The organism is Pseudomonas shiyinii, assembly GCF_056725765.1.
Genome location: NZ_CM161522.1, coordinates 1811785 through 1837950, shown reverse-complemented (window position 1 = coordinate 1837950; position 26166 = coordinate 1811785). Strand labels below are relative to the sequence as shown.

General features: G+C 64.0%; 22 protein-coding genes. 14 read left to right on the top strand and 8 right to left on the bottom strand.

All coding sequences use genetic code 11. The features are described from left to right. Nucleotides 1-96 precede the first annotated feature (96 nt). A complete protein-coding gene (locus tag ACXHGZ_RS08545; protein ID WP_480463318.1) occupies nt 97-843 on the top strand; it encodes an SDR family NAD(P)-dependent oxidoreductase in 747 nt (248 codons plus the stop codon). Nucleotides 844-910: 67 nt separating this feature from the next. Beyond that, complete coding sequence (locus ACXHGZ_RS08540) at nt 911-2482, top strand: FadD3 family acyl-CoA ligase (RefSeq protein WP_480463317.1); 1572 nt, start codon at nt 911-913, stop codon at nt 2480-2482. Between the two features lie 234 nt (nt 2483-2716). Here ACXHGZ_RS08540 and ACXHGZ_RS08535 read toward each other — a convergent pair whose 3' ends face one another. Together ACXHGZ_RS08535 and ACXHGZ_RS08530 are read right to left on the bottom strand one after the other, a co-directional pair. Beyond that, nucleotides 2717-3595, bottom strand: a complete 879-nt coding sequence (locus tag ACXHGZ_RS08535) for an SDR family NAD(P)-dependent oxidoreductase (protein WP_465002105.1) — start codon at nt 3593-3595, stop codon at nt 2717-2719. Between the two features lie 2 nt (nt 3596-3597). After that, a complete protein-coding gene (locus tag ACXHGZ_RS08530; protein WP_480463315.1) occupies nt 3598-5331 on the bottom strand; it encodes an FAD-binding protein in 1734 nt (577 codons plus the stop codon). Between the two features lie 245 nt (nt 5332-5576). Here ACXHGZ_RS08530 and ACXHGZ_RS08525 point away from each other — a divergent pair, with 245 nt between their 5' ends. Both ACXHGZ_RS08525 and ACXHGZ_RS08520 read left to right on the top strand, forming a co-directional pair. Further along, nucleotides 5577-7154: a DUF1302 domain-containing protein gene (locus ACXHGZ_RS08525; protein ID WP_480463314.1), complete on the top strand. Its 1578-nt coding sequence runs from the start codon at nt 5577-5579 to the stop codon at nt 7152-7154. A 24-nt stretch (nt 7155-7178) separates the two neighbouring features. Continuing rightward, the gene (locus tag ACXHGZ_RS08520) at nt 7179-8561 is read left to right on the top strand and encodes a DUF1329 domain-containing protein (protein ID WP_324817858.1); all 1383 of its coding nucleotides are present in this window, start codon (nt 7179-7181) and stop codon (nt 8559-8561) included. Between the two features lie 177 nt (nt 8562-8738). Here ACXHGZ_RS08520 and ACXHGZ_RS08515 read toward each other — a convergent pair whose 3' ends face one another. The 5 genes from ACXHGZ_RS08515 to ACXHGZ_RS08495 form a co-directional block, all read right to left on the bottom strand. Next, nucleotides 8739-9704 (bottom strand): acetyltransferase, encoded by a 966-nt coding sequence (locus ACXHGZ_RS08515; protein WP_480463312.1) that lies wholly within the window; start codon nt 9702-9704, stop codon nt 8739-8741. Nucleotides 9705-9714: 10 nt separating this feature from the next. After that, nucleotides 9715-10503 (bottom strand): SDR family oxidoreductase, encoded by a 789-nt coding sequence (locus ACXHGZ_RS08510; protein WP_480463311.1) that lies wholly within the window; start codon nt 10501-10503, stop codon nt 9715-9717. Nucleotides 10504-10527: 24 nt separating this feature from the next. Next, nucleotides 10528-11700: a sulfotransferase family protein gene (locus tag ACXHGZ_RS08505; RefSeq protein WP_480463310.1), complete on the bottom strand. Its 1173-nt coding sequence runs from the start codon at nt 11698-11700 to the stop codon at nt 10528-10530. Next, on the bottom strand, nt 11700-12809 hold the full coding sequence (locus ACXHGZ_RS08500; RefSeq protein WP_480463308.1) for a DUF1214 domain-containing protein: 1110 nt from the start codon (nt 12807-12809) through the stop codon (nt 11700-11702). Before ACXHGZ_RS08500 ends, ACXHGZ_RS08505 begins: the two co-directional genes overlap by 1 nt. A gap of 102 nt (nt 12810-12911) precedes the next feature. Further along, nucleotides 12912-15647: an RHS repeat-associated core domain-containing protein gene (locus ACXHGZ_RS08495; RefSeq protein WP_480463307.1), complete on the bottom strand. Its 2736-nt coding sequence runs from the start codon at nt 15645-15647 to the stop codon at nt 12912-12914. A gap of 340 nt (nt 15648-15987) precedes the next feature. Here ACXHGZ_RS08495 and ACXHGZ_RS08490 point away from each other — a divergent pair, with 340 nt between their 5' ends. From ACXHGZ_RS08490 to ACXHGZ_RS08445, 10 genes are all read left to right on the top strand, one after another. After that, nucleotides 15988-16458: an SRPBCC domain-containing protein gene (locus ACXHGZ_RS08490; protein ID WP_480463306.1), complete on the top strand. Its 471-nt coding sequence runs from the start codon at nt 15988-15990 to the stop codon at nt 16456-16458. 93 nt (nt 16459-16551) lie between these two features. Beyond that, nucleotides 16552-17466, top strand: a complete 915-nt coding sequence (gene cysD / locus ACXHGZ_RS08485) for a sulfate adenylyltransferase subunit CysD (RefSeq protein ID WP_480464013.1) — start codon at nt 16552-16554, stop codon at nt 17464-17466. Further along, complete coding sequence (cysN, locus tag ACXHGZ_RS08480) at nt 17466-19358, top strand: sulfate adenylyltransferase subunit CysN (protein WP_480463305.1); 1893 nt, start codon at nt 17466-17468, stop codon at nt 19356-19358. Before cysD ends, cysN begins: the two co-directional genes overlap by 1 nt. Before the next feature lie 216 nt (nt 19359-19574). Next, nucleotides 19575-20723 carry a helix-turn-helix transcriptional regulator gene (locus ACXHGZ_RS08475; protein WP_480463303.1) on the top strand — a complete coding sequence of 383 codons (1149 nt, stop codon included), beginning with the start codon at nt 19575-19577 and terminating at the stop codon, nt 20721-20723. Nucleotides 20724-21021: 298 nt separating this feature from the next. Then, the gene (locus ACXHGZ_RS08470) at nt 21022-21930 is read left to right on the top strand and encodes a hypothetical protein (protein WP_480463301.1); all 909 of its coding nucleotides are present in this window, start codon (nt 21022-21024) and stop codon (nt 21928-21930) included. A gap of 108 nt (nt 21931-22038) precedes the next feature. Then, nucleotides 22039-23139 (top strand): hypothetical protein, encoded by a 1101-nt coding sequence (locus ACXHGZ_RS08465; protein WP_480463300.1) that lies wholly within the window; start codon nt 22039-22041, stop codon nt 23137-23139. Then, nucleotides 23130-23471 carry a hypothetical protein gene (locus tag ACXHGZ_RS08460; RefSeq protein WP_480463298.1) on the top strand — a complete coding sequence of 114 codons (342 nt, stop codon included), beginning with the start codon at nt 23130-23132 and terminating at the stop codon, nt 23469-23471. Before ACXHGZ_RS08465 ends, ACXHGZ_RS08460 begins: the two co-directional genes overlap by 10 nt. Then, nucleotides 23461-23637, top strand: a complete 177-nt coding sequence (locus ACXHGZ_RS08455; RefSeq protein ID WP_480463297.1) for a hypothetical protein — start codon at nt 23461-23463, stop codon at nt 23635-23637. Before ACXHGZ_RS08460 ends, ACXHGZ_RS08455 begins: the two co-directional genes overlap by 11 nt. Nucleotides 23638-23848: 211 nt before the next feature. Beyond that, a complete protein-coding gene (locus tag ACXHGZ_RS08450; RefSeq protein ID WP_480463296.1) occupies nt 23849-24355 on the top strand; it encodes a hypothetical protein in 507 nt (168 codons plus the stop codon). Between the two features lie 35 nt (nt 24356-24390). Beyond that, a complete protein-coding gene (locus ACXHGZ_RS08445; RefSeq protein ID WP_480463295.1) occupies nt 24391-25158 on the top strand; it encodes a hypothetical protein in 768 nt (255 codons plus the stop codon). On the opposite strand, the gene glsB is transcribed toward ACXHGZ_RS08445, so the two are convergent. Next, entirely contained in the window at nt 25159-26067 is a 909-nt protein-coding gene (gene glsB / locus ACXHGZ_RS08440; protein WP_084855582.1) for a glutaminase B, read from the bottom strand. It abuts the gene before it with no gap. Nucleotides 26068-26166 lie beyond the last annotated feature (99 nt).

The following is a 26166-nucleotide window of genomic DNA, read 5'->3' as shown; positions in this document are numbered from 1 at the left end:
CGGGCCTAGTCCCTACAGACGATCCTGCCTGTTCTGCATTACAGGTAGACTCGCCACAGCAACAGCTCCACAACAATAAAAGACAGAGGCTCGAATATGGCTCGTTTGCAAAACAAGGTCGCGGTGGTCACCGGCGGTGCGTCGGGCATCGGCCTGGCCTGCGTGCGTCGTTTCAGCGCCGAAGGCGCCCAGGTGGTCGGGCTGGATGTCGGCCAGCCGCCAGCGGACTTCCCCGGCCTGTTCATGACCCTGGATGTCCGCAACGAAGAGCAGGTACAGCAGGTGATGAGCGAAGTCATCCAGCGCTTCGGCCGCCTCGACGTGTTGGTCAATGCCGCCGGCGTCGCCAGCCAGGGCAGCGTCACCAGCGCCAGCACCGCCGACTGGCAGCGGGTGCTGGACATCAACCTGACCGGCAGCATGCTCACCAGCAAGCATGCGCTGGGGCAGATGCAGGCCCAACGCAGCGGCTCGATCATCAATATCGGCTCGATCTTCGGCCTGCAGGGCTGCGACGGCAACGTCGCCTACAACGTCTCCAAGGGCGGTATCAATCAGCTGACCCGCAGCATGGCCATCGACTATGGCCACGCCAACATCCGCGTCAACGGCCTGTGCCCCGGCCTGATCGAAACGCCGATGACCAGCATGGTGCGCGAACAGCAGGCATTCCATGACTTCTTCGCCTCGCAGCACATGCTCAGCCGCTCCGGCCAGCCTGAAGAGGTGGCCAATGTCGCGCTGTTCCTGGCCTCGGACGAAGCATCGTTCGTCAGCGGGCAGATGATCGCCGTGGATGGCGGCTTCTCCGCCGGCCGCCGCTTCGCCCCGCCCAGCGCCTGATCCACTCGGCCGGGCCCGGTGCCCGGCCCTCCCCTTCGCTCATCGATCCTCTGCCTGAGGAGGCCACATGCCGTCCGTGGAAAACGCCCAGACCTTCCCGCAACTGTTCGCCCTGGCCGCCCAGGCCTATGGCGAGCGCCCGGCCATCGAAGACGCCGGCCCGCCCATCAGCTACCAGCGCCTGGACCAGCTGCGCCGCCAGGCGGCGCGCGCCCTGCTGGCCCTGGACGTGCCGGTGGCGGCGCGGGTGGCGGTGTGGGCGCCCAACCTTTGGGAATGGATCGTTGCCGCCGGTGCCCTGCACAGTGTCGGCGCCACCCTGGTGCCGCTCAATACCCGCATGAAAGGCGCCGAGGCGGCCCAGGTGCTGCGTGACAGCGGCACGTGCGTACTGTTCTGCATCAGCCGCTTCCTCGACACCGACTATCCGGCCTCGCTCGCCGACCAGGCGCTGCCCGCGCTGCGCCAGGTGATCCACCTGCGTCCCCAGGGCGAGGTGGCCGATGGCCTGGCCTGGGACGACTTCCTCGCCCTGGCGGACCAGGTGAGCGAGGCCCAGCTGACCGAGCGTGAACAGCAGGTGAACGGCGATACCCTGTCGGACCTGCTGTTCACCTCCGGCACCTCGGGCAAGCCCAAGGGCGTGATGAGCAGCCATGGCCAGAACTTGCAGGTGGTGCGCGACTGGAGCGCGATCGTCGGGCTGCAGGCCGGGGACCGCTACCTGATCGTCAACCCGTTCTTCCATTCCTTTGGCTACAAGGCCGGCTGGGTGGCAGCGCTGATGCGCGGGTGCACCCTCCTGCCGCAGCAGGTGTTCGACACCCAGGCCCTGCTCGACTGCATCCAGCGCGAACGCATCAACGTGCTGCCCGGCCCGCCTACCTTGTACCAGTCGCTGCTGGCCCACCCCCGGCGCGGCGACTATGACCTGGGGTCCCTGCGTATCGCCGTGACCGGCGCGGCATCGATCCCGGTGGAGATGATCCGGCGCATGGGCAGCGAGCTGGGCTTCGCCACCATCGTCACCGCCTATGGCCTGACCGAGGCCTGTGGCTTCGTCACCATCTGCCGTGCCGGCGACAGCGCCGAGCGGGTGGCCACTACCTGCGGGCGGGCCATGCCGGACGTGGAAGTGCGCTGCGTCGACTCGCAGGGGCAACCGGTGCCGGCCAACCAGCCGGGCGAGGTGCTGGTACGCGGCTACAACCTGATGCGCGGCTACCTGGACGACCCGAAGGCCACCGCCGAGGCGATCGACGCCCAGGGGTGGTTGCATACCGGGGATGTGGGTGTGCTCGATGAAGGCGGCTACCTGCGCATCACCGATCGCTTGAAGGACATGTTCATCACCGGTGGGTTCAACGTGTACCCCGCGGAGATCGAGCAGACGCTGGTGCGCTACCCGGGCGTGGCCCAGGCGGCGGTGATCGGGATTGCCGACGAGCGCCTGGGCGAGGTGGCCATGGCGTTTCTGTTGCCGGTGCCGGGGCAGCGTATCGACGAGGCGGTATTCCTGGCTTGGTGCCGCGAGCAAATGGCCAACTACAAGGTACCGCGGCGGGTTCGGGTACTCGACAGCATGCCGCTCAATGCCACCGGGAAGGTGGCCAAGCAGGTGTTGCGCGAACTGGCGTGAATGGCTGGGGGCGCTTCGCGCCCCGATCTAACGGTGTTTGTACTGACGCTATCGCCGGCAAGCCGGCTCCCACAGGTTCAACGGTATCTACAACAGCAGCGCAGGACAGGTGGGAGCAACTGTCTTGATTTTTTTGCCCTGGCTCAATCGCCGGCAAGCCGGCTCCCACAGGCTCTGAAAACAGCGCAGGCCAGGTGGGAGCCGGCTTGCCGGCGATAAGGCCACAAAGCCCGGTCAGATGACTCGAGCAGGATGCTGCTGGCGTGGCTCACCCAGCATGGCCCGGTGCGATGGCGGCTGACGTCCGCCCGCCTCGGTGATGCCATAGCGCGGGGCGATCTCGGCGGTGATCAGCGTCTGCCCGCTGTAGTCGGCCAATTGCGGATCGTTGAGCAAGGCATGAATCACGCGCCCGTTGAACTGCGGCGTCTCGGCATTTTCCAGGAACGCCCGGTACTGCTCGCCATGCTGCTCGCCGGCGATGCGCGTGCGTTCGGTCAGTTGCGGGCCCAGCCACAGCGACACCGCGGCGACCCCTCTCCCCTCGAAGTCGATGGCCATGTCCGCCGCCAGCTTGTCGCTGCCGGCCTTCTGCGCACCATAGGCCGGGCCATGCATGTAGCAGCCAGCACCGAACGACGAAGTGAAGCACACCAGCGCGCGCCCGCTGCGCAGCAGCAGGGGCGCCGCGTGGTAGCTGGCGACATAGGCCGAGCGCAGGCCGACATCGAGGATGCGCACCAGCGACAGGGGCTTTTCCCAGAACGGGCCCGGCTCGATCAACTGGTCGTGGATATGGGCGACGTTGTTCACCAGCAGGTCCAGCTTCCCGCATTCGCGGTCGATGCGCGCGAACAGCGCGCGGACTTGCTCATCGTCACCGTGATCGCAGGCCACGGCGATACCACGCCCGCCGGCCGCGTCGATGGCGGCGGCGGTGCCCTGCAAGTCGCCTTCCAGCGCCTGGCCATACAGGGTCGAACCGCCCTGCCCTTGCAGCCTTCCGGTGACATACACGGTCATGCCGGCCTCGCCCAGGGCCAGGGCGATACCGCGCCCGACCCCTCGGCTGGCGCCGGTTACCAGGGCAATCTGTGGCGTATCTGTCTGCATGCTTACCTCCCGGTGAGGGCCAGGGTCGATGGCCCCTGGCGTTGTTGGCTGTCGGCGCGGATATGCTCGGCCGCCAGGTAACCAAAGGTCATGGCAGGGCCCAAGGTGGCACCGGCCCCAGGGTAGGTGCGACCCATCATCGACGCGGCGCTGTTGCCGATGGCATACAGGCCCAGGATCGGCTTGCCATCCTCGTGCAGCACCTGGGCATGGGCGTTGGTGAGCAGGCCGCCCTTGGTGCCGATGTCACCGGCATCCACCCGCACCGCGTAGAACGGCGCCTTGTGCAGCGGCGCCAGGCACGGGTTGGGTTGCACGCCGGGGTCGCCGTAGTAGCGGTCGAACAGCGACTCGCCCTTGCCGAAGTCATCGTCGCGGCCACAGGCAGCCATGGCGTTGAAGCGCGCCACGGTGCGGCCAAGGCCCGCACCGTCGACCCCGATCAGCGCCGCCAGGGCACCGAGGTCGTCGGCCTTGTACAACACCTTGCGCAGGTGCTCGGGCAGGCGCCAGTCGGGTTGGGCATAACCTGGCAGCAACGGGCCGCAGGGGTACTTGCGCCGGTAGTCGGCATCGAACACCAGCCAGCACGGCACGCTGGTGGCGCCTTCGCGATTGTGCCGGTACATGGCGTAGACGATGTCGCTGTAGGGCGCCCCTTCGTTGACGAAACGCTCGCCGGCCGAATCGACCAGAATGCAGCCAGGCAGGTTGCGCTCGATGAACAGCGCGCGCTGTTTTTCCTCGCCCGGCACCTGCACCGTAGGCGCCCACCAGCTATGCCCCATCAGTGCCGTACCCGCCCCTACGGCCTGGGCGGCGCGGATGCCATCGCCGGTGTTGCACGGTGGCGTTGCGCTCCACTGGGCCTGGGAGGGTTGCGGGTGATACTGCGAGCGCATCGCCTGGTTACGCTCGAACCCACCGGCGGCGATGATCACACCTTGGCGGGCCTTGATGTTGAGCCATTGCCCGTCACGCAGCACGCGGGCACCGCCGATACGTTCACCGACGATCAGCAATTGCTCGAGCGGGCAGTTCAGCCACAGCGGCACACCACGGTCGAGCAGGGAGCAGCGCAGGGCACCGACCAAGGCGTTGCCCAGGGTCAGGAAGCGGTCACGCCGCGACAGCTTGCGCCCTTCCCGGTCACGCCAGTAGCGCCACAGCACCTTGGCAGTCAGGCCCAGCCAGCCCTTGCCGCGGCACAGCAGCACCCGAGCTTCCTTCATGGTCATGGCCATGCGGCCCATCATCAGGGTGCCGGGCGATGGCGCGCGCATGCGCAGGAACTCCTCGCCCAGGGCGGCGGCGTCGAACGGCAGCGGGTCCATGGAGCGGTAGCCGGGCTTGCCGCCCGGCAGGTCGGGGTAGTAGTCGGTGTACTGGGCCTGGGCTTCGAAGCGCACGCGGGTGTCGCGTTCGAGGTACTCGACCATGTGCCTGGCATGCTCGACATAGGCCTCGATCCGCCCATCGTCGATCTCGCCGTGAGTGGCCGCCTTGAGGTAGGCCACCGCCTCGGCCGGGCAGTCTTCACCGCCCAGGACGCGGATGCGGTGGTTGTCGGGAATCCAGATACCGCCGCCGGACACAGCCGACGTACCACCGTACTGCTCGCTCTTCTCGATCACCAGCGTATCGAGGCCCAGGTCATGGGCACGCAGGGCGGCGGTCATGCCGCCGGCCCCCGACCCGATCACCAGCACATCGCAACATTCGTCCCACCTGATCATGCGGACCTCCCTCGGGGCAGACAACCACGGCCCACGCCGAAAAGGCGGCCGGGGCATGGGCCTGGGGATTGTCCGGCGCCCCCTGTGGCCCGGCATCGTCCAATGGGACTACCGGGTCATGGGCTGCTGCGCGTAGTCCACTTGGACGATGTTGCTGCCTGGGCGGCGTCCCATAGTCGGCCCTGCTCCACCTCCCAAAACCGGAACGTCGGTCGGGCAGGTAATGCCCGCGCATGAGGACGACAATGATAAAAACAACAATCGCCCCCCAACCCCTTAACACGTACGTGCGCCTTTCCCTGTTGCTGTTGGCCGGCGGCCTCAGCCAGCAGGCCAGTGCCTTGTCCTTCCAGCCCAGCGACGACCTGAGCGTGGACTGGGACACCACCCTGACCTACAGCCTTGCCTGGCGTACCGAGAAGCGCGACCACAAACTGGTGGCCAACGCCGATGGCAACGACGGCGACAACGCATTCGACCGGGGCAGCCTGATCACCGACCGGGTGGGCTTCCTTACCGAGGCCAACCTGCACTGGCGCGAGAACTATGGCCTGTTCATGCGCGCCTCGGGCTTCTATGACCGCGTCTATGACCGTGGCAACGACAACGACACCGGTACCTCCAACTGCTTCGCCAGCGGCGTGTGCAGCCGCCCCGACCGCTTCTCCAAGGACACCATCGACCAGCACCGCGACGACCTGCGCCTGCTCGATGCCTATGCCTACGGCACCTGGGACATGGCCGGGCACAACCTGAACCTGCGCGTGGGCGATCAGGTGGTGAGCTGGGGTGAAAGCCTGTTCTACCCAGGCGTCTCCGGCGCACAGAGCCCGGTGGATGCGACCAAGGCGACCACCCCGGGTGTGGAGGTCAAGGAAGTGCTGCTGCCGGTGGGCCAGGTCTTCGGCCAGCTGAGCCTCACCGACGAGCTGGATGTGGAGGCCTACTACCAGTACAAGTGGGAGAAGACCGACCTGTTCGGCGTGGGCAGCTATTTCTCCACCACCGACTTCATCGACCGCGGCGGCTACAGCGACGCCAGCGGCTTCGTCAAGCGCCTGAAGGACGACGAGCCCAGCGACAGCGGCCAGTACGGCCTGGCGCTGCGCTACAGCGCGGCTTCGCTGAACAACACCGAGTTCGGCCTGTACTACGTGCGCTACCACGACAAGACCCCGACCCTGGACTTCCAGAGCGACCTGGGCTTCTACCGCGCCCGCTACTTCGACAACATCGACCTGTACGGCGTGAGCTTCGCCACCGTGCTGGGCGACACCAGCCTGGCCGGGGAAGTGAGCTACCGCGATGGCCAGCCGGTGATGGTCGACAACGGCTTCTCCAGCGCCGTCAGGGCCGAGACCTTGCAGGCGCAAGTGTCGGCGATCCATGTGTTCGGCCCCAGCGCCTTCGCCGACAACACCACCCTGACCGGCGAACTGATCTACAACACCGTGCTCGACAACGACACCTCCGACCCGCTGACCCTGGCGCCCGGCTTCTCCCTGCCCGGCACCGATTCGCTGGTGGGCGACCGTGACGCCTGGGGCTACACGGTGCAGGTCAACCTTGACTACAACGACGTGTTCAGTGGCTGGGACATGTCGGTGCCGATCAACTTCAGCACCGCCGCCCAGCACGACAGCGCCCTGACCGGCTCGATCAACTACGGCCAGGGCGACGACCGCGCCAGCATCGGCACCACCTGGCGCTACCTCGGCAACTTCACGGTCGAGGCGCTGTACAGCGCGTACCTGGGCAATGCCAACAACTCGCCCTGGGCCGACCGCGACAATATCGCGCTCAACTTCAAGTACCGCTTCTAAAAGCCCTGACGGAGGATCACCGAAATGTCTGATCTCAAGCATCCCTGGTTGCGTACCACGCTCGCGATCGCCCTGCTCGGCAGCAGCCTGGCCCTGCAGGCCAATGTCAGTGGCACTGACGCCACGACCCTGGGTCCGGACCTGACCCCGATGGGCGCCGAGCGTGCCGGCAACGCCGACGGCAGCATCCCGGCCTGGACCGGCAAATGGCGCGGCACACCGCCCCAGGTGAAGTTCGCCGGCCCCGGCACGCCCTACCCGGACCCGTATGCCGACGAAAAGCCGCTGTTCGTCATCACCGCCCAGAACATGGAGCAGTACGCCGCCAACCTCACCGATGGCCAGAAGGCGCTGTTCAAACGCTACCCGAACTCGTTCAAGATGCCGGTCTACCCCAGCCACCGGGATTTCCGCGTCGACCCACAGACCGAGGCGGCCATCGCCCGCAACGCCCAGACCGCCAAGCTCAGCAGCGATGGCAACGATGCCCTAGATGCCTTCGGCGCTTCGCCGTTCCCGGTGCCCAAGAACGGCAACGAGTTGATCCTCAACCACACCATGCAGGCGCGCGCGGTCACCGAGGAGGCCAACTACAACCAGGTGGTGGTATACGCCGACAACAACCGTGTGCTGGAGAAGGTCAACTACAAGATATACTCACTGTGGTCGGACCCCAAGCAAAACGCGCAGAGCACCAACGGCGTGTTCACCGATTTCCTGCTCACCACGCTGGAGCCGGTGCGCAAGAAAGGCGAGATCGTGGTCGGCCATGAGTTCATCAACGCAGCCGCCCAGCCGCGCCAGGCCTGGCAGTACACCCCCGGCCAGCGCCGTGTGCGCCGTGCGCCGACGGTGGGTTATGACTCCCCGACCGGGGCCGGTGGTTTCCGCGTCTATGACGAAGACCGCCTGTTCAACGGTGCGACCGACCGTTACGACTGGAAGATCGTCGGCAAGAAAGAGGTCTACATCCCCTACAACAACTACAAGATCGACAGCCCGAACGTGACCCAGGCCGAGATCATCAATGCTGCCGGCCACATCAACCCGGACCTGATGCGCTACGAGAAGCACCGTGTCTGGGTGCTGCAGGCAACCCTCAAGCCCAGCGCCCGGCATATCTATGCCAAGCGCATGTTCTACATCGACGAGGACAGCTGGGCTGCGACCCTGGCGGACAACTACGACTCCCGTGGCCAGCTGTGGCGCACCAACATGCAGACGTCGGTGTATGCCTATGACATCCAGCGCTTCCATGCACGCCTGGGGCTCTACCATGACTTGATCGCAGGCTCCTACATGGTTGACCGCCTGCTCGACGACCAGAAGCCGGCCAAGCTCAACGCCAGCAACTTCGGGCCCGACGAGTTCACCCCGGGCAACCTGCGTAAGCTGGGTACGCGCTAAGCCTCCCCACGCCAAGCCCCCGGCCCGAAAAGCCGGGGGCTTTCTTTTATCTTGAGCGCCTCGGGCTGCGTTGCAGCCCTCCGGCAATTTCCAAGCGATCGCCCAACCGAAAAAAACGCCCCAGGCTTGCTGGCCCGGGGCGTTCTTGTTTCAAGGGCTTTACGCCCAAAGCCTGGCTCAACCGGGGTAACACGCCACCAACCGATCCGCCAGCTCAGGCAGTTGCTCCACGCCCAGCCGATTGATACCAGCGGCACGCACCCGCCCACCACCGCCAGGGAACTGCCGGCAGAATGCATCGGCCGACCACACCGCACCTTCCGGCACCCGCAGGCTGAACATCCAATCGCCATCGGGCTTGGCACTCAACACCCCCAGTGCACGCCCAGGCGCGGCAGCGGCAAGGTCGTTGGCCAGTACGCCGCTGACCCGACGGGCCCACGCCTGTGCCGGCAGGCGGTACAGGCGCATGCCGGCTCCCTCGCGCCAAGGCGACAACCCCTCGGCTGCGGCCATGTCGACCACATACCCTGCGCGCAACACCGCGAAACACTCGCTACTGCGCACAAAGTCCAACGGGTCGGCATAGGGACGCAATTGCTCGGCCAGGACCAGCGGTTCGACATGCAAATCGGCAAGGCTGTCGCCATAGGCGTTGTAATTGAGTAGCTGGCCCAGCTCCGCCAGGGCCGCCACATCCGCCTCGACCAAGCCGTGGCGCTCGGCCAGGGCCCTGGCCGGCCCCGGCATGCCATCGCCAAACGCCGCGGCCACCGCCCAACGGTGCGCGCTGCCCTGCAACCAGGCATCGACCAGCAGGCTGGTGCACACGTGCGCGGCAGTATCGATATGCGCCTCGAAGGCTGGATGCTGGGGCAGTTCGCCCGGGTAGTGGTGGTCGAAGTAGCGCACCTGGGCACCGTCGGCGAGTAGGCGCTGGACCTCTTCGCGGTTCTGTTCGTGGGCAATGTCCAGTACGGTCACCCGGTCGCCAGGCCCGGCCTGGACCCGTCGCAGCAGAGCGATGTCGCGCTTGACCCCGCTGACCAGACGCACCGCCGGGTCGAGCTCACCGGTCAGGCGCAGTTGCTGCAGGGCGCACAGGCCGTCGGCGTCGCCATTGAAAGCACAATGATCGATCATAGCGTTGCCCTCAGTTCATCAGTTCGCCGCCATTGGCATCGAGCTGCGCACCGTTGATCGCGCTGGCGTAATCCGATGCCAGGAACAGCGCCGCACGGGCGCATTCATCGTCGGTACGCATGCGCCCACCGGGGATGCCCGCGCTGAACTCGGTCTTGGCCTGCGCCTCGCTGATGCCCCGGGCTTCGGCGCTCTGGCGCACCACGGCCTGCACCGGCTCGCCCCACATCCAGCCACAGGCCAGGGCGTTGACGCGGATGCCATGCACCGCCTGTTCGCTGGCCAGGTAGCGCACGCTGGCAGCCAGCGCAGCCTTGGATGCCGAATAGGCGGCGCCCCCCTGGTAGGGCTTGCGCACGCCCAGGGTGTTGATCATCACGATGGCGCCCTCGCCCTGTTCGCGCATGGACGGCAATACCGCCCGCGACATGTTCAGCGAACCCAGCAGGTTGACCTCCAGGGCCTCGCGCAGCGGCCCATTGTCGGCCTCGTCCACAGCCTGGAAGCCGCCATGGGAAAAGGCGCTGTTGACCAGTGCATCGATGCGCCCGAACGCCTCCACGGCAGCCTTGGCGAACTGCGCACAGGCCTCGCTGTCGGTGATGTCGGTCGGCACACACAACACCTGGCACTCATGGCCCAAGGCGAGAATACGGGCGCGGGCCTGCTCCAGCCGCTCGGCGCTGCGGGCGCCGATGGCCAGGGCGCGAGCGCCTTGGCGCGCCGCCTCCAGGGCCAGCTTGATACCCAGGCCCGGGCCTATCCCAGAGATCATCACGACCTTGTCTTGCAATAGCATGGTGGGTTCCTTCTTGTTGTTGTGTCAGGCATTGGCCCGCAGGTGACGGGAACGGTATTCGGCGTAGTCGCGCTGCAGGATGGCCTCGCTCAGGCCAAAGCGCTCGGGGCTGTACTGGTGGCTGGCGCGCTTTTCGCGGCCATTGTCGGCCAGCCAACGAACGATCGCGTCACGTACCGTGGTGCTCAGCTGCAGGCCGGCGAACCGGTAGATGCGTTCGACCACCGCCAACGGCTGGCCCACGGTGTCCTCGAAATGGATATCCAGCACCCGTGCTTCGGGCAGGGTTTCGCGCACGGCCATGGCATGGCGCATGGCACGCGCCATGCGGCGGTTCCACTGCTCGCCCACAGCCTCGGCGTCGGCATGGTCGCTGTACAGCTGCCACAGGGTATGGATGAAGCTGGCCAACGACGGGATGGTGCTGGCCGGCTCGCGGTGGGTGAGGATCACCTGGGCGCCGGGGAACACCTTGAACAAAAGCTCCAGGGCATGCAGGTGCTGCGGGCTCTTGAGCAACCAGCGCCGGCCTGGGGCGACGCCCCGCAGCCGCTGCTGCCATTGCAGGAACTGCAGGCAGCGTTTGAGGTACTGGTAGACCTGGGTCTGGTCCTGGCGATCGAGCCAGGCGGTGTAGCTGGGCACGTTGACGTAGGAGTCCATGGCGCACAGGAAGCTGTGCTCCATCAGCATGAACTCTTCGTCGGCCTGCTCGGCGTCCAGCGGGTGGATGGCCAGCAACTGCGGCAGGAACTCGACCATCGACGCCACTTCGGCACGCGCCTTCAGAATGCGCGCCTCGGGGCGGGCGGGGTCTTCGCCGGGCAGTGGCGCCGGGTAGCGGGTCTCCCACCACAGGGCCTTGTTGAACTGCGGGTCGACCGCCAGGGTACGTTGCAACAAGGTGGTGCCGGTGCGCGGCAGGCCGACGATCACCAAGGGGTCGTCGATGGGCTGCTCGAGGATCTGCGGGTAACGCGTGCAATGGTCTTCCACGACCAGGCGGTTGACCAGTTGCGCCAGCAACTTTTCACGCAGCATGCCGCGCCCGGCCACGGACAACCGGGCCTCTTGCTCCAGCGCCTCGGCCAACACCGCCAGGCCTTCACGGAAGTTGCCCGGGCCAAAGTCCTGCAGGCCACCGGCACGGGCACTGGCCTCGGCCATCAGGCGTTCTGGGGCGAATTCACTGATCATCAGGCAAGCTCCTCGAATGCATGTAGCTTCACGACACGGGTGGTGGGATGTACTGGGGTTTTCGCGCCGACCCAGCGCAGGCACAGGGTGCCGTGGGGGTGGCCGGCGGTTTCCAGCCAGTTCGCAAGGCCCGGGTCGCGGGCGCTGAGCACCATGCGCAAGCCGCCGTCGGCGTCCAGTTGCGCTGAATGTTTGTTCAGGCAGATACGGTGGTAGCGGTAGTCCAACGACTCCATCCAGTAGTTGTTGATCTGCAGGTTCCAGAAATCGCACTCGGGTACCTGCTCCACCTCGATCAGCAAGGCCTCGTCGTCGGCCAGGGCCCAGTAGGAGTGGTAGTAGAAGATGTTCGGGTCGCCGCCCACCGATTGGCACAGCGGCTGATCAGCCGGCGGCAGTTGGTTGGCATGGGCCTGGTAGCCCTGGGCCCAGTCAGCGAACAGGCGCGCGGTATTCTCGACGAACGAGGCGGCGCGTTGCAGGCCTTGCTGCAAGAAGGCCGGGTCCAGGGGCGGTGGAGCCTGGTCGGCATCCAGACGTTCGATACGCAGCTGTGCCGGTTGCTCGGAGGTGCGATCGAGGAAGGTCTGGCGCACGATCAGGGCGTTGCTTTCCGGCTCCAGGCGCAACCAATTGCCGGCGCCCTGCGGGTGCTGGCTGAGGATGATCTCGAAGTTGCCATCGGCGTCCAGCTGCAACTGGCTGGCATCGATGAAGCCGGTCTGGATCATCTTGCCGTTGGTTTCGTAGCCACCCTTCTGGGTCCCGAAGCTCAAATAGGCGACGCTGCCGCGCTGGCCGCTGACCCGATAGCGCTGGGCACCGTTCAGGCGAGCATAGCGGTACAGGTTATCCGGGTTGTCGGCGCCGATCTTGGCGGTTTCGTGGGAGGGGGTGATGAAGCCTGGGAAGTCCGGGTCGGCGAACTCCAGGTGCATTTCCAGGGCGATACGCAGCAGGCGCGTGAGGTAGCGAAAGCCCTCGGCGCGGGTCTGCGCATCGGCAGGCGCCTCGGCGCGCAGGATCTGCTCGCCGCTGCGCCTTAACTGCTCGCAGAAATGGTTCCAGGTTGCGCCGCTGCATACCTGCTCGGTGGGGTCGATGGCCATGATGGTCTCCGTGGGGGCGGGATGCCGCCGGTGGGGAGACCATAGAAATCGCGACCATCGAGTACTACGTCCGAGTGGACTAAAATGTGCGCCTCGGAAAACTCACTGTGATTTTCTTTTTTGCTGGGCATTTTTGATTAAATTGGCCAGCCGCTGTGGGCCGTTTCTATCCTTTTCTACCACTTCATAATAGTGACGCGTGGAGGGGCCGACATCGTCCCGCAGCCCTGCCTCTATGTATTTTTCATCATTCGGGTTGGCGCCAATGATGCTCCCGTCCTTGGTGGTAGTGACGGCAATATAATGTGTCCGAGTCTTGAAGCCGACTTTATAGATCTGGCGGGCGGATTCGCGCCCATTTGCCTGGCCTTGTTCGCCGACGATTTCTCCTAGGGTAACGGCTTTAATAACGAGTTCTTTCATATCCCTGTCTGTGTTGACGCCCACCGCCTTAAAATCGCTAGCGTGGCGTTCTCTAATATGCTTCCACCCTTCTCCTTTCGATTTGTCTTTATCATCGGTCCAACCAGTGGACAGAAAAACGGGTTGCAACTGTAGTTTACCTTCAGGATTCTTTATCAGCCTTTTACCATACGCCTCGGTATCCGCTTCTTCGGCACGGGCGTTTCTGGACTTGACCCATTGTTTCAGGTTAGCTGAGGCATTGTCTTTCAATGCATAACTTGGCCCCTCTATCGAGCGCCCTGCAACGGACGGCTTGTTTTTCTGTCCTTTTCTCGTGACCGTTTCAAATCCGTCATCCTCTACGTTTCCATTGGCGTTGCGCAGCATCAACCCTTGTTCGTCGAGGCACGTTATTGGATTGTTCCTTACCATGCTGTACAGATTCAGCCCGTCCACCGTACCCGCCGGATCGGCACTCAACCAGCGCCCCGCCCAAGGCTGATAATAGCGGTAGCCGTAGTAGTACAGGCCCGTGGCATCTCGCTCCTTGCCTGAATAGCGCACGGTCTTGTAGCTGGCCTCGACTTCATTACGCGCAGCCCATACCGCCGTGCCGCCAAAGGGGTAGTACTCTTCCTGGCTGATCAGGTTGCCGATGCCATCGACCTCCAGCGCGCTGCTGCCCAGCAGGTTGTCGTAGCTGTAGCGCAGTTGGTCGTTCGGTAGGTCGTCGGGTTTTCCTGCCGTCCAGTGCAGTACCCGCACTTGCGCACGACCGGCCTCCCCGACCGTCATCACCTGCAGGTCTTGGGTGAGCGTGTCGCCGTTGGTGTGGGTACGCAGCTCCAGCCCTGGCAGGTAGATCACCCGCTGGGCCTGGGTGCTGTGGGCTGTTCGCTGGCTGCTGGCTTTCAGCACCCGTTGGCTACGGCTGTCATAGCGGTAGTTTTCACCGTCGTCCGTAGCACCTTCGCGCTTCACCGACACGACCTGCTCGAGCTCGGCTCGCGAGGTCCAGGCCAGTGGTTGCCCCGGCAGCAGCACGGCCTGCTGCCCGCCCGGGGTGAACAGCGCCTCGACCGCCGACGGGTCCTGGGCCAGCGTGCTCAGCACGGCCCGGTTGCTGCGGTCGCTGACGGTGATGTCGGTGGTGTAGTTGTGGTTCGTGGCGGGGGCGCTGTGACGGACCTGCAGCAGGTTGCCTGCGGTGTCGTAACGGTACGTGCGGGTGTATAGGGTGTAGGTGGTGTTGTCGAAGGGGGTGTCGTGCGGGAGGTGGCGGCCTGGTTGGCCGGCGTTGGCCATTTCGCGGCCCGTGGCACTGGCCAGTTGGTAAAGGCTGTCGTAGCTGTAGGTGTTTTCCGGCTCCACTTTCTGGTTGCGCCAGAACCGGGTGGCCTCGGCGTCGTTGCAGATCTTCAGCACGTTGCCCACCGGGTCGTAGGCATAGCGCAGGTCCTGCAGCACCTTCGCGCCAGTGCCCTGGCGCTCGGTCTTGATGGATGACAGGCGCTGAGTGTCAGGCTCGTAGGTGTAGGTGGTCACCACACCGTTGCCATGCACCTCGCGCAGCTTCTGCCCGGCGGCGGAATAACTTACGGACTGGACGATGACCTGCTCGGCCTTGCCCGCGATCGTCAGCCAGCTGCCACTGAGCTGGCCGGCCACGTCGTAGGCCACCCGTTGCAGGTTGCTTGCGGCATCCAGGGTCGTCAGCATCGCGCCCGTGGCGTTTGCCGTGGTCTGGGTCGTATAGGTCTCGGGGGCCAGTCGAGTGTCCCATTCCACCGCCTCTTCGCCCTGCCAGTCGGCGACAATATCAGGATGGTCGGCCTCCTTGAGCAGCTGCCGGGTCGTTGAGATCGGCACACCCGTCAGGGCAACGCTGTTCGCCTGCACCAGACCTGCCGGGTCGTAATGGTGGGTCACCTGCCCGAGCAGATTATGGTCCCGTGCCTGTTGCGTAACCGGTGCCCAGACGAACCGCTCGGCAATCCGCACCTCGCTGTCGGCCACCTGCTCCGTCACGCTCAGCGGTCGGCCGGCCTGGGACGGGGCCTCGTACTGCCAGGTATGGGTGACTGCGAGGGTCAGGTCGTCGTTACCCTCTTCGTCGGTAGCAACCTGGGCCACCTCCATGAAAGGGCGCCCGGCGGCATCCCTGAGGGTTATCGAAGTGCCCGCATCGACACTGCGGGTGCGCAAGGCCGTCCCGGCGAGATCCGCCAGGTAGGTGAAGTTTGCCCGGCCAGCAGCGGCCAGCCGGGGGTCGGCACTGCGCGCCAGGACGCCTCGGGCGTCGTGTTGGTGATGGGTGATGCGTTCGTCCGTCACCTCAGGTTTATCTGGCTGACGGCAATAAGCGATAGTGCGTACAACCAGGCCACGATTATCGACAACCGTGACGGACGGGGTATTACGAAAAGACAACATGGAAAGCAACTCCTGTTAATGACTATTTCCTGCGCCGCTAGTAATTCACAAAAAACAAACCGGCGCAGTACGCCAAAACAGCGAGTTTGCGTAGGAAACATCTAAATCGAACAGCGATAATTACCGCCCCAAAAAACTTCTCACACCTCAAGTAAAAAGTTCTGCCGCCTACTTACAAGCATGAAGTAAAAAGTACTAACACCCAGACGACCACCCCAATACTGCCCCTTATCCAAACGGACGAAGAGCCCAAAGCGCCAACCGACCACGATGCCTCGTTGGGCCACACGGCTCCCCTGCGCCATGCCTCGGCGTGGGGCCACCCTACGAGGAATCATCGATGACAACCGACAAGAACCTGGTTCGCTCCGTCACCGTGGACATCGCCGCCCCCGCCGAGCTGGTCTGGTCGATCCTGGTCGATCTGCCCAGCTACCCGCAGTGGAACCCCTACACGGTCAAGGTCGAATCCACCCTGCGCCTGGGCGAGCCGGTCAACCTGTTCCTGCCCAACCCGGCCGCGCCCGGTGAGCTGCTGCATGTGGTCGAGTACCTGGTGGACTTCGAGCCACACCGCCTGCTCGCCTGGGAAATGCGCTCGAGCGCCAGCAACCCGGACGCGGCCCGCCGCGAACAACTGATCGAACGCACCGGCCCGAACAGCTGCCGCTACCACACCACCGACCAGTTCCTCGGCCCCACTGCCGACTCGGTCATGGCCAACCATGGGGCGTGGGTCAAGCAGGGCTTCGATGCCGTGGCCCTGGCCGTGAAGGCCCGTGCCGAGTCGCTGCACGCCACCGCGGCCTGATGTGGGCACCACCGCCGCACTTCGTCCGAGCAGACGAAGAGGCGCCGGTGGTGCATTGCCTACCTTGGCGTCAACCGGGCACGTACCCGGAAGATCACGAGGAGGTATCCGATGTTGACTCATCTGCAATGGCTGGAGGCCGAGAGCATCCAGATCATCCGCGAAGTGGTGGCCGAGTGTGAGCACCCGGTGATGCTCTATTCCATCGGCAAGGACAGCGCGGTGATGCTGCACCTGGCGATGAAGGCCTTCGCCCCGGGCAAGCCGCCCTTCCCCCTGCTGCACGTGGACACCACCTGGAAATTCCGCGAGATGATCGCCTTCCGCGACCAGACCGCCGAGCGCCTGGGCCTGGAGCTGCTGGTGCACATCAACCCCGAAGGCGTGGAAAAAGCCATCGACCCCTTCACCCACGGTTCGGCCCTGCACACCGACGTGTGGAAGACCCAGGGCCTGAAGCAGGCGCTGGACAAATACGGCTTCGATGCCGCCTTCGGCGGTGCCCGCCGCGACGAGGAAAAATCCCGTGCCAAGGAGCGCGTGTTCTCCCTGCGCTCCGAACAGCACCGCTGGGACCCCAGGCAACAGCGCCCGGAGCTGTGGCGCCTGTACAACACGCGCAAGCGCAAGGGCGAAAGCCTGCGGGTGTTTCCGCTGTCGAACTGGACCGAGCTGGACATCTGGCAATACATCTACCTGGAGCAGATCCCCATCGTGCCCCTGTACTTCGCCAAGGAGCGCCCGGTGGTGGAGCGCGACGGCACCCTGATCATGGTCGACGACCAGCGCCTGCCGCTGCGTGACGGCGAAACCCCCGAGATGCGCAAGGTGCGCTTCCGCACCCTGGGCTGCTACCCGCTCACCGGCGCCATCGACAGCGACGCCGACGACCTGCCGGCGATCATCGGCGAGATGCTGGTCAGCCGCACCTCGGAACGCCAGGGCCGGCTGATCGACAGCGACTCGGCCGGCTCCATGGAGAAGAAGAAACAAGAGGGGTACTTCTGATGAACGCGATCACCCACGCCCGGCACGACGACCTGACCGCGTACCTGCAGGCACAACAGCACAAACAACTGCTGCGCTTCATCACCTGCGGCAGCGTCGACGACGGCAAGAGCACCTTGATCGGGCGCCTGCTGTACGAGTCCAAGGTGCTGTTCGAAGACCAGCTCGGCCAGCTCGAAGCCGACTCGAAAAAACTCGGCACCCAAGGCGAGGACCTGGACTTCGCCCTGTTGGTGGACGGCCTGGCCGCCGAGCGCGAGCAAGGCATTACCATCGACGTGGCGTACCGTTTCTTCGCCACGGAGAAACGCAAGTTCATCGTTGCCGATACGCCCGGCCATGAACAGTACACCCGCAACATGGTCACCGGCGCCTCCACCGCCGACTTGGCGGTGATCCTGGTAGACGCCCGCCAAGGCCTGCTGACCCAGACCCGCCGGCACAGTTACCTGGTGTCGCTGCTGGGGATCCGCAAGGTGGTGCTGGCGGTCAACAAGCTCGACCTGATGGGTTACTCGCAGGAGGTGTTCCAGCGCATCGAGGCCGACTACCGTGCCTTCGCCGCGCAGATCGGCCTGGACGACATCCAGTGCATTCCACTCTCTGCGCTACGCGGCGACAACATGCTCAGCGCCAGCCCCAACACCCCTTGGTACACAGGCCCGAGCCTGCTCGCCCACCTGGAAGACGTGCCGCTGGAGCAGGCCCACGCCGGCCAGGCGGCGTTCCGCCTGCCGGTGCAGTGGGTCAACCGCCCCAATCTGGACTTCCGTGGCTACTCGGGCAACATCGCCGCCGGCAGCATCAGCGTCGGCGAACGCATCCGTGTGCTGCCCTCGGGCCAGCAGAGCGAAGTCACCGACATTCTCGGCGCCAGCGGCCCGCAGCAGCGCGCCGAGTGCGGCCAGGCCGTGACCTTGGTGCTCAAGGACGAAATCGACATCAGCCGCGGCGACCTGATCGCCCTGGCCGACGCCCCGCCCGCGGTGGCCGACCAGTTCGAAGCCACTTTGGTGTGGATGGACGAAGAGCCGTTGCTGCCCGGACGCCCGTACCTGATGAAGATCGGCTGCCGCACCGTGGGCATGAGCTGCGCCAACCTCAAGCACCGCGTGGACGTGAACAGCCTCGACCAGCTCGCCGCCAAGACCCTCGAGCTCAACGGCATCGGCGTATGCAACCTGAACCTGGACCGCCCGATCGCCTTCGATGCCTATGCCGACAACCGCGACACCGGCGGTTTCATCGTCATCGACCGCCTGAGCAACCGCACCGTCGGCGCCGGCATGCTGCACTTCGCCCTGCGCCGGGCGCAGAACGTGCATTGGCAGGCCATCGACGTCAACCGCGAGGCCCACGCCGCGCTCAAGGGCCAGACTCCGCGGGTGCTGTGGTTCACCGGCCTCTCGGGCGCCGGCAAGTCGACCATCGCCAACTTGGTGGAGCGCAAGCTGCATGCGCTGGGCAAGCACACCTACCTGCTCGATGGCGACAACGTGCGCCACGGCCTGAACCGCGACCTGGGCTTCACCGAGGCCGACCGGGTGGAGAACATCCGCCGCGTGGCCGAAGTGGCCAGGCTGATGCTCGATGCCGGTTTGATCACCCTGGTCTCGTTCATCTCGCCGTTCCGCGCCGAACGCGACATGGCCCGGAGCCTGGCCGGGGAAGGCAACTTCCTGGAGATCTTCATCGACGCGCCGTTGGCCCTGGCCGAGCAGCGCGACCCCAAGGGGCTGTACCAGAAGGCCCGCCGGGGTGAGCTGAAGAACTTCACCGGGATCGACTCGCCGTACGAGCCGCCGGTGAATCCAGAGCTGCATATCGATACCCAGAGGGAGACGGCGGAGGCGGCGGCCGAGCGGATCGTCGAGGCGTTGCTGCGCCTTTGAGCAAAGCCAGAACAGGCCCTATCGCCGGCAAGCCGGCTCCCACAAGGTGCTGCATGCACGAACGGGGTGGGAGCCGGCTTGCCGGCGATTGGGCCAACGCAGGTTCCATGCTGCATGACAAAGCCAGCACCTTGGCTCTTGCTAGTCCGAACAGACGATTTACCCACCCCTTCTCACATCAATACTGCCCCCACCCTCTCATCCACGAGGCGCAGCATGACCGCCCACCACCCGGCCCCCATCGCCACCGAAGCCCTCAGCGCCCTGCTCGCCCTGGCCTACCAGGGCCCGCTGGAAACCACACCTTGGGCCAGCTTCCTGGAGCAGCTGCGCCAACGCCTGGACGCGAGCTTCATCACCCTGGTACTGCGCAACCCGGAACACGAACGCCCCGGCCTGATCGTCAACGCCTCGGTACACGGCGCGCTGCTGCCCGGCGAGCCGTCCTACAGCGAGTACTACTATTCGATCTGCCCGTTCCTCGAATGGCCCGCCGACAAGGTGGCCACCGCCGACCAGATGCTCGGCACCGAGCCCTGGCTGGCCCACGACTTCTACCGCAACTACCTGCAACCGCTGGACCTGCGCCATGTGCTGGTGGCCAACATGGTCACCACCGCCGGCATGCACTGCGCCCTGTTCGCCAGCCGCGGCCATACCAGCCACGACTTCGAGGCCGACGAAATCGCCCTGGTCCGCCTGCTGCTGCCGCACCTGCAACAAGCTGTGGACCTGCATTCGGCGGTCGACCAGCTCGACTCCGAACGCCAGCTGTACGCCGCGACCATCGACCGGCTGATGGTCGGTACGGTGATCCTCGACGAGAACGGCCGAACCCTGCGCTGCAACAGCGCGGCACAGCGCCTGTTCGCCAGTGGCGATGGGCTGGTGTGCAAGCAGGAGAAGCTGTGCGCCTTCGTCAACCATGAGAACCGCGCGTTGCAGCAGGCCATCCAGACCATCCTGAGGCACCGCCAACGCGGGCTGGACGAGCTGGAAGTGCTCACCTTGTCCCGCCCGAGCGGGGAAATGCCGCTGAACCTGCTGCTACGCCCCATCCCCCTGAACTACCAAGCCCGCAAAGGCGCACGACGGCCAGCGGTGGCGCTGTTCATCCGCGACCCCGCGGACTCGCCCCAAGCCTCGCGCCACCTGCTGCGCAGCCTGTTCCAGCTGACGCCCACCGAGACGGAGGTGGCGATGCTGGTGATGGATGGGCAGACCCTGGACGAGACGGCCGAAGCGCTGAACGTGTCGCGCAATACCGTACGGGCGCACTTGCGCGGGGTGTTCGCCAAGACCGGCGCCACGCGGCAGGCGCAGTTGGTGAAGACATTGCTCAATAGCGTGGCCTCGCTGGGCTGAGCCTTCTGCGACCAGCTCCTGGGCGCTGTCATGCAGAGCACAGATGGATAGCACAGACCTTGTGAGAGCGGGCTTGCCCCGCGATTGGCCTAACCTGCCATCGCGGCTGCATGGCAAGGGCTACGCCCTTGATCGCGGGGCAAGCCCGTTCCCACAGGTTTCACTGCCGGCTAAAAAGTCTTGTCGGACGCATCCGAAATCCACCAACCCGGGGTGAATCCTTTCCACCCGCCGGGCACAATCAGCCTCAACGGCAAATGAATGCCACTGCTGTCACGGGTTTCAAAAAGGAACAGCTATGTCCGAGTTCTTTCTACTGCTTCTCGTCTTCGTATTCGCGCCCGCGTTGAAAGGCTACGTGGCCAACGTCCGCCAATCACCTCGCAAGCGGGTCTGGTATTACCGCAACTACCTGATTGTCCTGGGCTGGACGCGCCTGCATTATTCGATGCTGCTGTTCTTCGTCTGCACGCTGCTGCTGTACGCCGTCGCCGGGTTGAAAATGAGTGGCCTGGCCATTGACCAGCCGATAGGGCTTACCCTTCTGCTGCTTACCGGCGTGTCCGGGCTGTGGTACCTGCGCTGTTATTTCGAACCTCGGATCAAGTGGCTACAGGAGAAACTACCGTGGAAGCCTGTGCTGGCAGTTGCGGCGGTGGCGGTGGCGACGCTTTCGAAAGTCTATACCGACCAACTGATCGCCGAGCTGACCCACCTGCCCGCCCGCGATCTGCCCAACGCCCAGGTATTGTTGAGTGCCGCCATGAACCCTGCCCTGTGGTTCGCGGGCCTGACGCTGCTGTTGAGCTTCTCGGTGATGTTCCTCTCTGGCTTCCTGATGCTGCGCAGCATGGTCCGTGACTACTTCAGCATGAAGGAGAAACGCAAATACGACGTCAAGCCGGACATGACCGCCATCGTCGCCATGTTCATGTGCGTGTTCATCTTCGGCCCGATGATGGAAGAGCTGTTCACCCGCAAGAACTACGAAACCTGGGCACGCCAGGCGATCGCGTTTGCCACGTTCAACCTGCCGGCATCGTACTGTGGCCTTTCGGACCTTGAGGGCGTTACGGTGGCGCCGCTATCCAACGACACGGCGGCCATTGCCATTCCCGACGAGGCATTGGGGTACCGTTTCGAGACCATCGCCTGTACGCCGCAGAAGAAAAGCCAGGCAGCGGTGATCGCGTTGTTGCGGGAATGAGGCCACCGCCCGATCACTGACACGCCCAGCCAGAGATAATGGCATTAAGGCATCACCCCTGATACGCTCTTTCCATTGACACAGGCATTTGATTGGCAGGGAAACCACATGCGTACGCTGCTCAGGGGATTGAGGTCCTACCTCAGCACCTCCTCCGACGATGCCTACTGGAATGAAAAGGCAACCGAAGTCACCTACCTCAGCGCCCTGCAAACAGGCACGGTCGATCCCTCGCCTGCCCTTGAGCCACTGACGTTGTCCGAAAGAGCCGCCGCGGTGGTCGGCCCAATCACGTTCGAGGGCCTGCTCGAGCAGCTCGAAATCGATACCTCCTACCCTGCACTGACGAAAACGCAGATGGGTACCGCTGTCGGGATGGGCATCATCGGCGTACTCCTTGCTCATTTCACCAACAGCAATGGCGAGGCCCTCGAGGCGTTCTTCAAGCGGCTGCATGAGCCCTACAAAGCGGGAAGCGGGCCCAGCCCCATCGACTACAGGACCGGTGCCAAGCATCGTTATATCTTCGGGCACGACTTCAACCTATGGCAGAAGCTACCCGAGGACTACACGATCGGCGGCGCCTCGGTCGGCGGCAGAACGCTCTACAGCCTGATCCTGGAGCAGATGCAGCTTGGCTTTCCCGATGCAGGTTTCATTGGCGGGCATGTCAAGGCCATCCTGCACATCCTGACCCATTACCTGAGCGATCTTCCCACCACCGATGGGCTTCCTCTGCCCTTCAGCTCGCTGTTCACCCAATGGGTGATGGATGAAACCAAGGTCTCTGGCTACAGCGCTGAAAACCCGTTGATGGATGCGCTGGGTAAAGAGTACGGAACCATCAACGCCGCAGACATCGCCTCGTACGCCATCATCAAGATGCTGTTGAAAGGACACCATGGCATCGCCTTCTACCAGGTTTGCGCCAGTGATGATGAGAAGGCGCTGCACCTTGCGCAGATGAGCACCATTGCCTATGGCACCGCCGTGGTCATCCAGATGATGCTGCTGGCCTCCGGCACGGCCGGGCGTACGGGAAAACTCAACTACCTGATTGCCGGCCCGTTCCTGTGGAACGCCGGCAAGGTCGTGTTGATCTGCAACCGCCAGCACCGCGAGATCGTCCAGGGCTACGACCGGTCGCTCGCGTTGCTTGAAAACGAATCCATTACTTTCGATGACTGGGTGAAATGCCAATGCGCTTGACCGACCATGCACGTGCCCCCGGCAATGAATATCACTTCGAGTCCTCCGACGAGTACTGCGCTCCCGCGCTGGTCGAGCGCGCAGCAAAGGCTGTCGCCACGACCATCCGCCTGGATGCCGCGGGCCAGGCCCAACTGCAGGCGATCGTCGAGCTGGAAAAACTGCGGTACGCATTCGCCACAGGCGATGCCGACCTCAAGGCCCATGGCCAACAGATCCAGGCGATCAGGAATACTTTGATCCAGGCACATGGACGGGAGCCCTTCGATAACGGCGCGGTCGAAAAGGCCTTTTACAAAGCATTGAACCAGGCGTACGGCTATGTCGGCTGACAAGATCATCAAGGCCTTCGCGGTGGTGACCGGCGTTATCGCCGTGTCACTGGGTGGCACATTGGCAGGCAAGTTCGCTTCCGACCGACAGGAAAGGAAGCGGCAGAAAAAGTTGGACGAGGAACATGCAATGCTCGAGAAAAAACTGAAAGGGCGAAATCGATAATGGCGATTCTGATTGGGCTAGTGGTGCTGGCAATTCTCTTCTTCGTGCTGTCGTTCAGCGTTTTTGAAAGCCGGCGTGCCGCCAGGCATCGGAAGATGAAACAGGCCAAGTCGAAGGTGTTTAAAAAAGGTACCTAGGGCACCGCTCAGTGCCTGTCCAATGGTCTATCGTCAGTCAGTGAGGGGGGTTCCCGACAAACACGAGAAGGCCCATGAACCGCCAAGCTGCGCTGAACACGCTGTGGAAACGATTGTTCGTCATTCTGGGGCTCCTGCTGGCGGTGTCGGTGGTTATCGCCACCTACAACAACGGCTACACCGTGCCCTTGATTGTGTTCATCACCGGCAACATTGATGGCTACGTAGGCTTCCACAGACGCCTCGGCAGCCTTAGCGACGTGGAGATCCAAAACCTTTCCCACTCCTGGTTCGCGGTCACGCTCCCCTCCCTCATTGGCGGCGTTCTGGCCGGCCTGCTGTATATCTTGTTCATCTCTGGCATTGTCGATGGAGACCTGTTCCCGCAAATCAACCCGGACGACAACTGCAACCCAGAAAACCTGCAAACCTTCATGGCGATCTTCTGCCAGCATGCCGAAGACCATGCGGCCTATGCGAAGTTGCTGTTCTGGTCATTCGTGGCAGGCTTCAACCAGGACTACGTCGTCGACCTTATCGAAACCATGAAAGACAAATCCGATAGCAGCCCAGCTCAATAGAGGCCATCGGTAACCAAGGACGGCCCCCAACCGTAATGACCCTCTTCTACCTCAAACTCATCGTCACACCGCTGCTGATGTGGGCCGTCTCGCTCGCCTCCCGGCGCTGGGGCGGGCTGCTGGGCGGCCTGCTTTCAGGCCTGCCGATCACCTCGGCGCTGGTGATGACTTTCCTGAGCCTGGAACAAGGCACCGCGTTCACCCTGAACGCAGTCCCCGGCGCCCTGGGTGGCCTGGCCGCGGTACAGGCCACCTACACCTGCTACCTGTACGCCACCCGACGCGCCGAAATCGGCCTGGCCGTACTGCTGGCACTGGTGTTCTACGCCCTGGCCGCCTACGCCTTCACCCATTGGGGCAGCCTGTACCTGTCGATTGCCGCCTCCCTGGCGCTGATCGCCTGGTTGATCCGCGCCACCGCCCACGAGCCCAAACCCGACATCCTCGCCAAACCTCGCCACCGCTACTGGGAAATCCCCCTGCGCATGGTGGCCGCCACTACCCTGCTGATGGTCACCACCGGCTTCGCCAGTTGGCTGGGGCCAGCGGCCAGCGGCATGCTGGCGCCGATTCCGGTGATTGCCTGGCCATTGGTGGTGTTCGCCCATGTGCAGGGCGGGCGTGCAGGGATGGCAGCGATGGTGCGCGGGAATGCCATCGGGGCGGTGGGGGTTATTGCGTTCTACCTGGCGGTGGCGGGTTTGCTTGAAACGCTGGGGATCGCGGCGACGTTTGCCCTCGCGGTTGTGTTGGCGGTGGTGCTGACCGTAGGCCTGGCGGCGGCATTGCGTTCACGTGGATGATCAGAACACCGACCACCCAATCCGTGAGCTGAGCAACTCGAGCGCGGCCATCCCGGCAAGGGAGTTGCCAGCAGCATTCAACTCCGGCGACCACACGCAAACGGTAAACTGGCCCGGTACGATCGCCACGATCCCCCCACCTACACCACTCTTGCCAGGCAACCCTACCCGATAAGCGAAGTTGCCGGCTTCGTCATAGAGCCCGCTGGTGGCCATGATCGAATTCACCTGCTGAGTTTGGCGTTGGGTCAGGATCTGGTTACCGCTGTGCTTGCAGTACCCATCGTTGGCCAGGAAACAGAATGCCCGGGCCAGATCCAGGCAATTCATCTGCAGCGCGCAATAGCTGAAATAACTGCGCAGCACCGCCTCGACTTCGTTATGGAAGTTACCGAACGACTGCATCAGATATGCCATGGCCGCGTTGCGTGCGCGGAACTGATACTCCGATTCAGCCACACGGGTATCGATCGAGATGTGTGGGTTGCCCGACAACCGCCGTACGAAATCGCGCATCGACAACGTAGGTGCCGCGAAGCGCGATTGGTTGATATCGCAAATCACCAGTGCCCCCGCGTTGATGAAGGGATTGCGCGGACGCCCGCGCTCGAACTCCAGCTGCACCAGTGAGTTGAACGGCTGGCCCGAGGGCTCATGACCCAACCGCTCCCAGATCGCCTCCCCCGAGTGGCCAATCGCCTGAACCAAGCTGAACACCTTGGAAATACTCTGCACCGAAAACGGCACCCGCGCGTCGCCTGCGCAGTAATAGCTGCCATCGTTGCCATAGACCGCGATGCCCAGCTGGTTCGCCGGCACATCGGCCAGTGCGGGGATGTAGTCAGCCACTTTGCCCTTGCCGATCAAGGGACGCACTTCGTCGAGAATTTCGTTCAACAGCGTTTGCATGGAAGGCCTTATGTATCAGTCCCCCAGACGACAGCAAGGGGTGGCATTCTTGACGCAGACTGTTGGGGAGAAATCACATGTTTGCGAAGAAATGGCTGA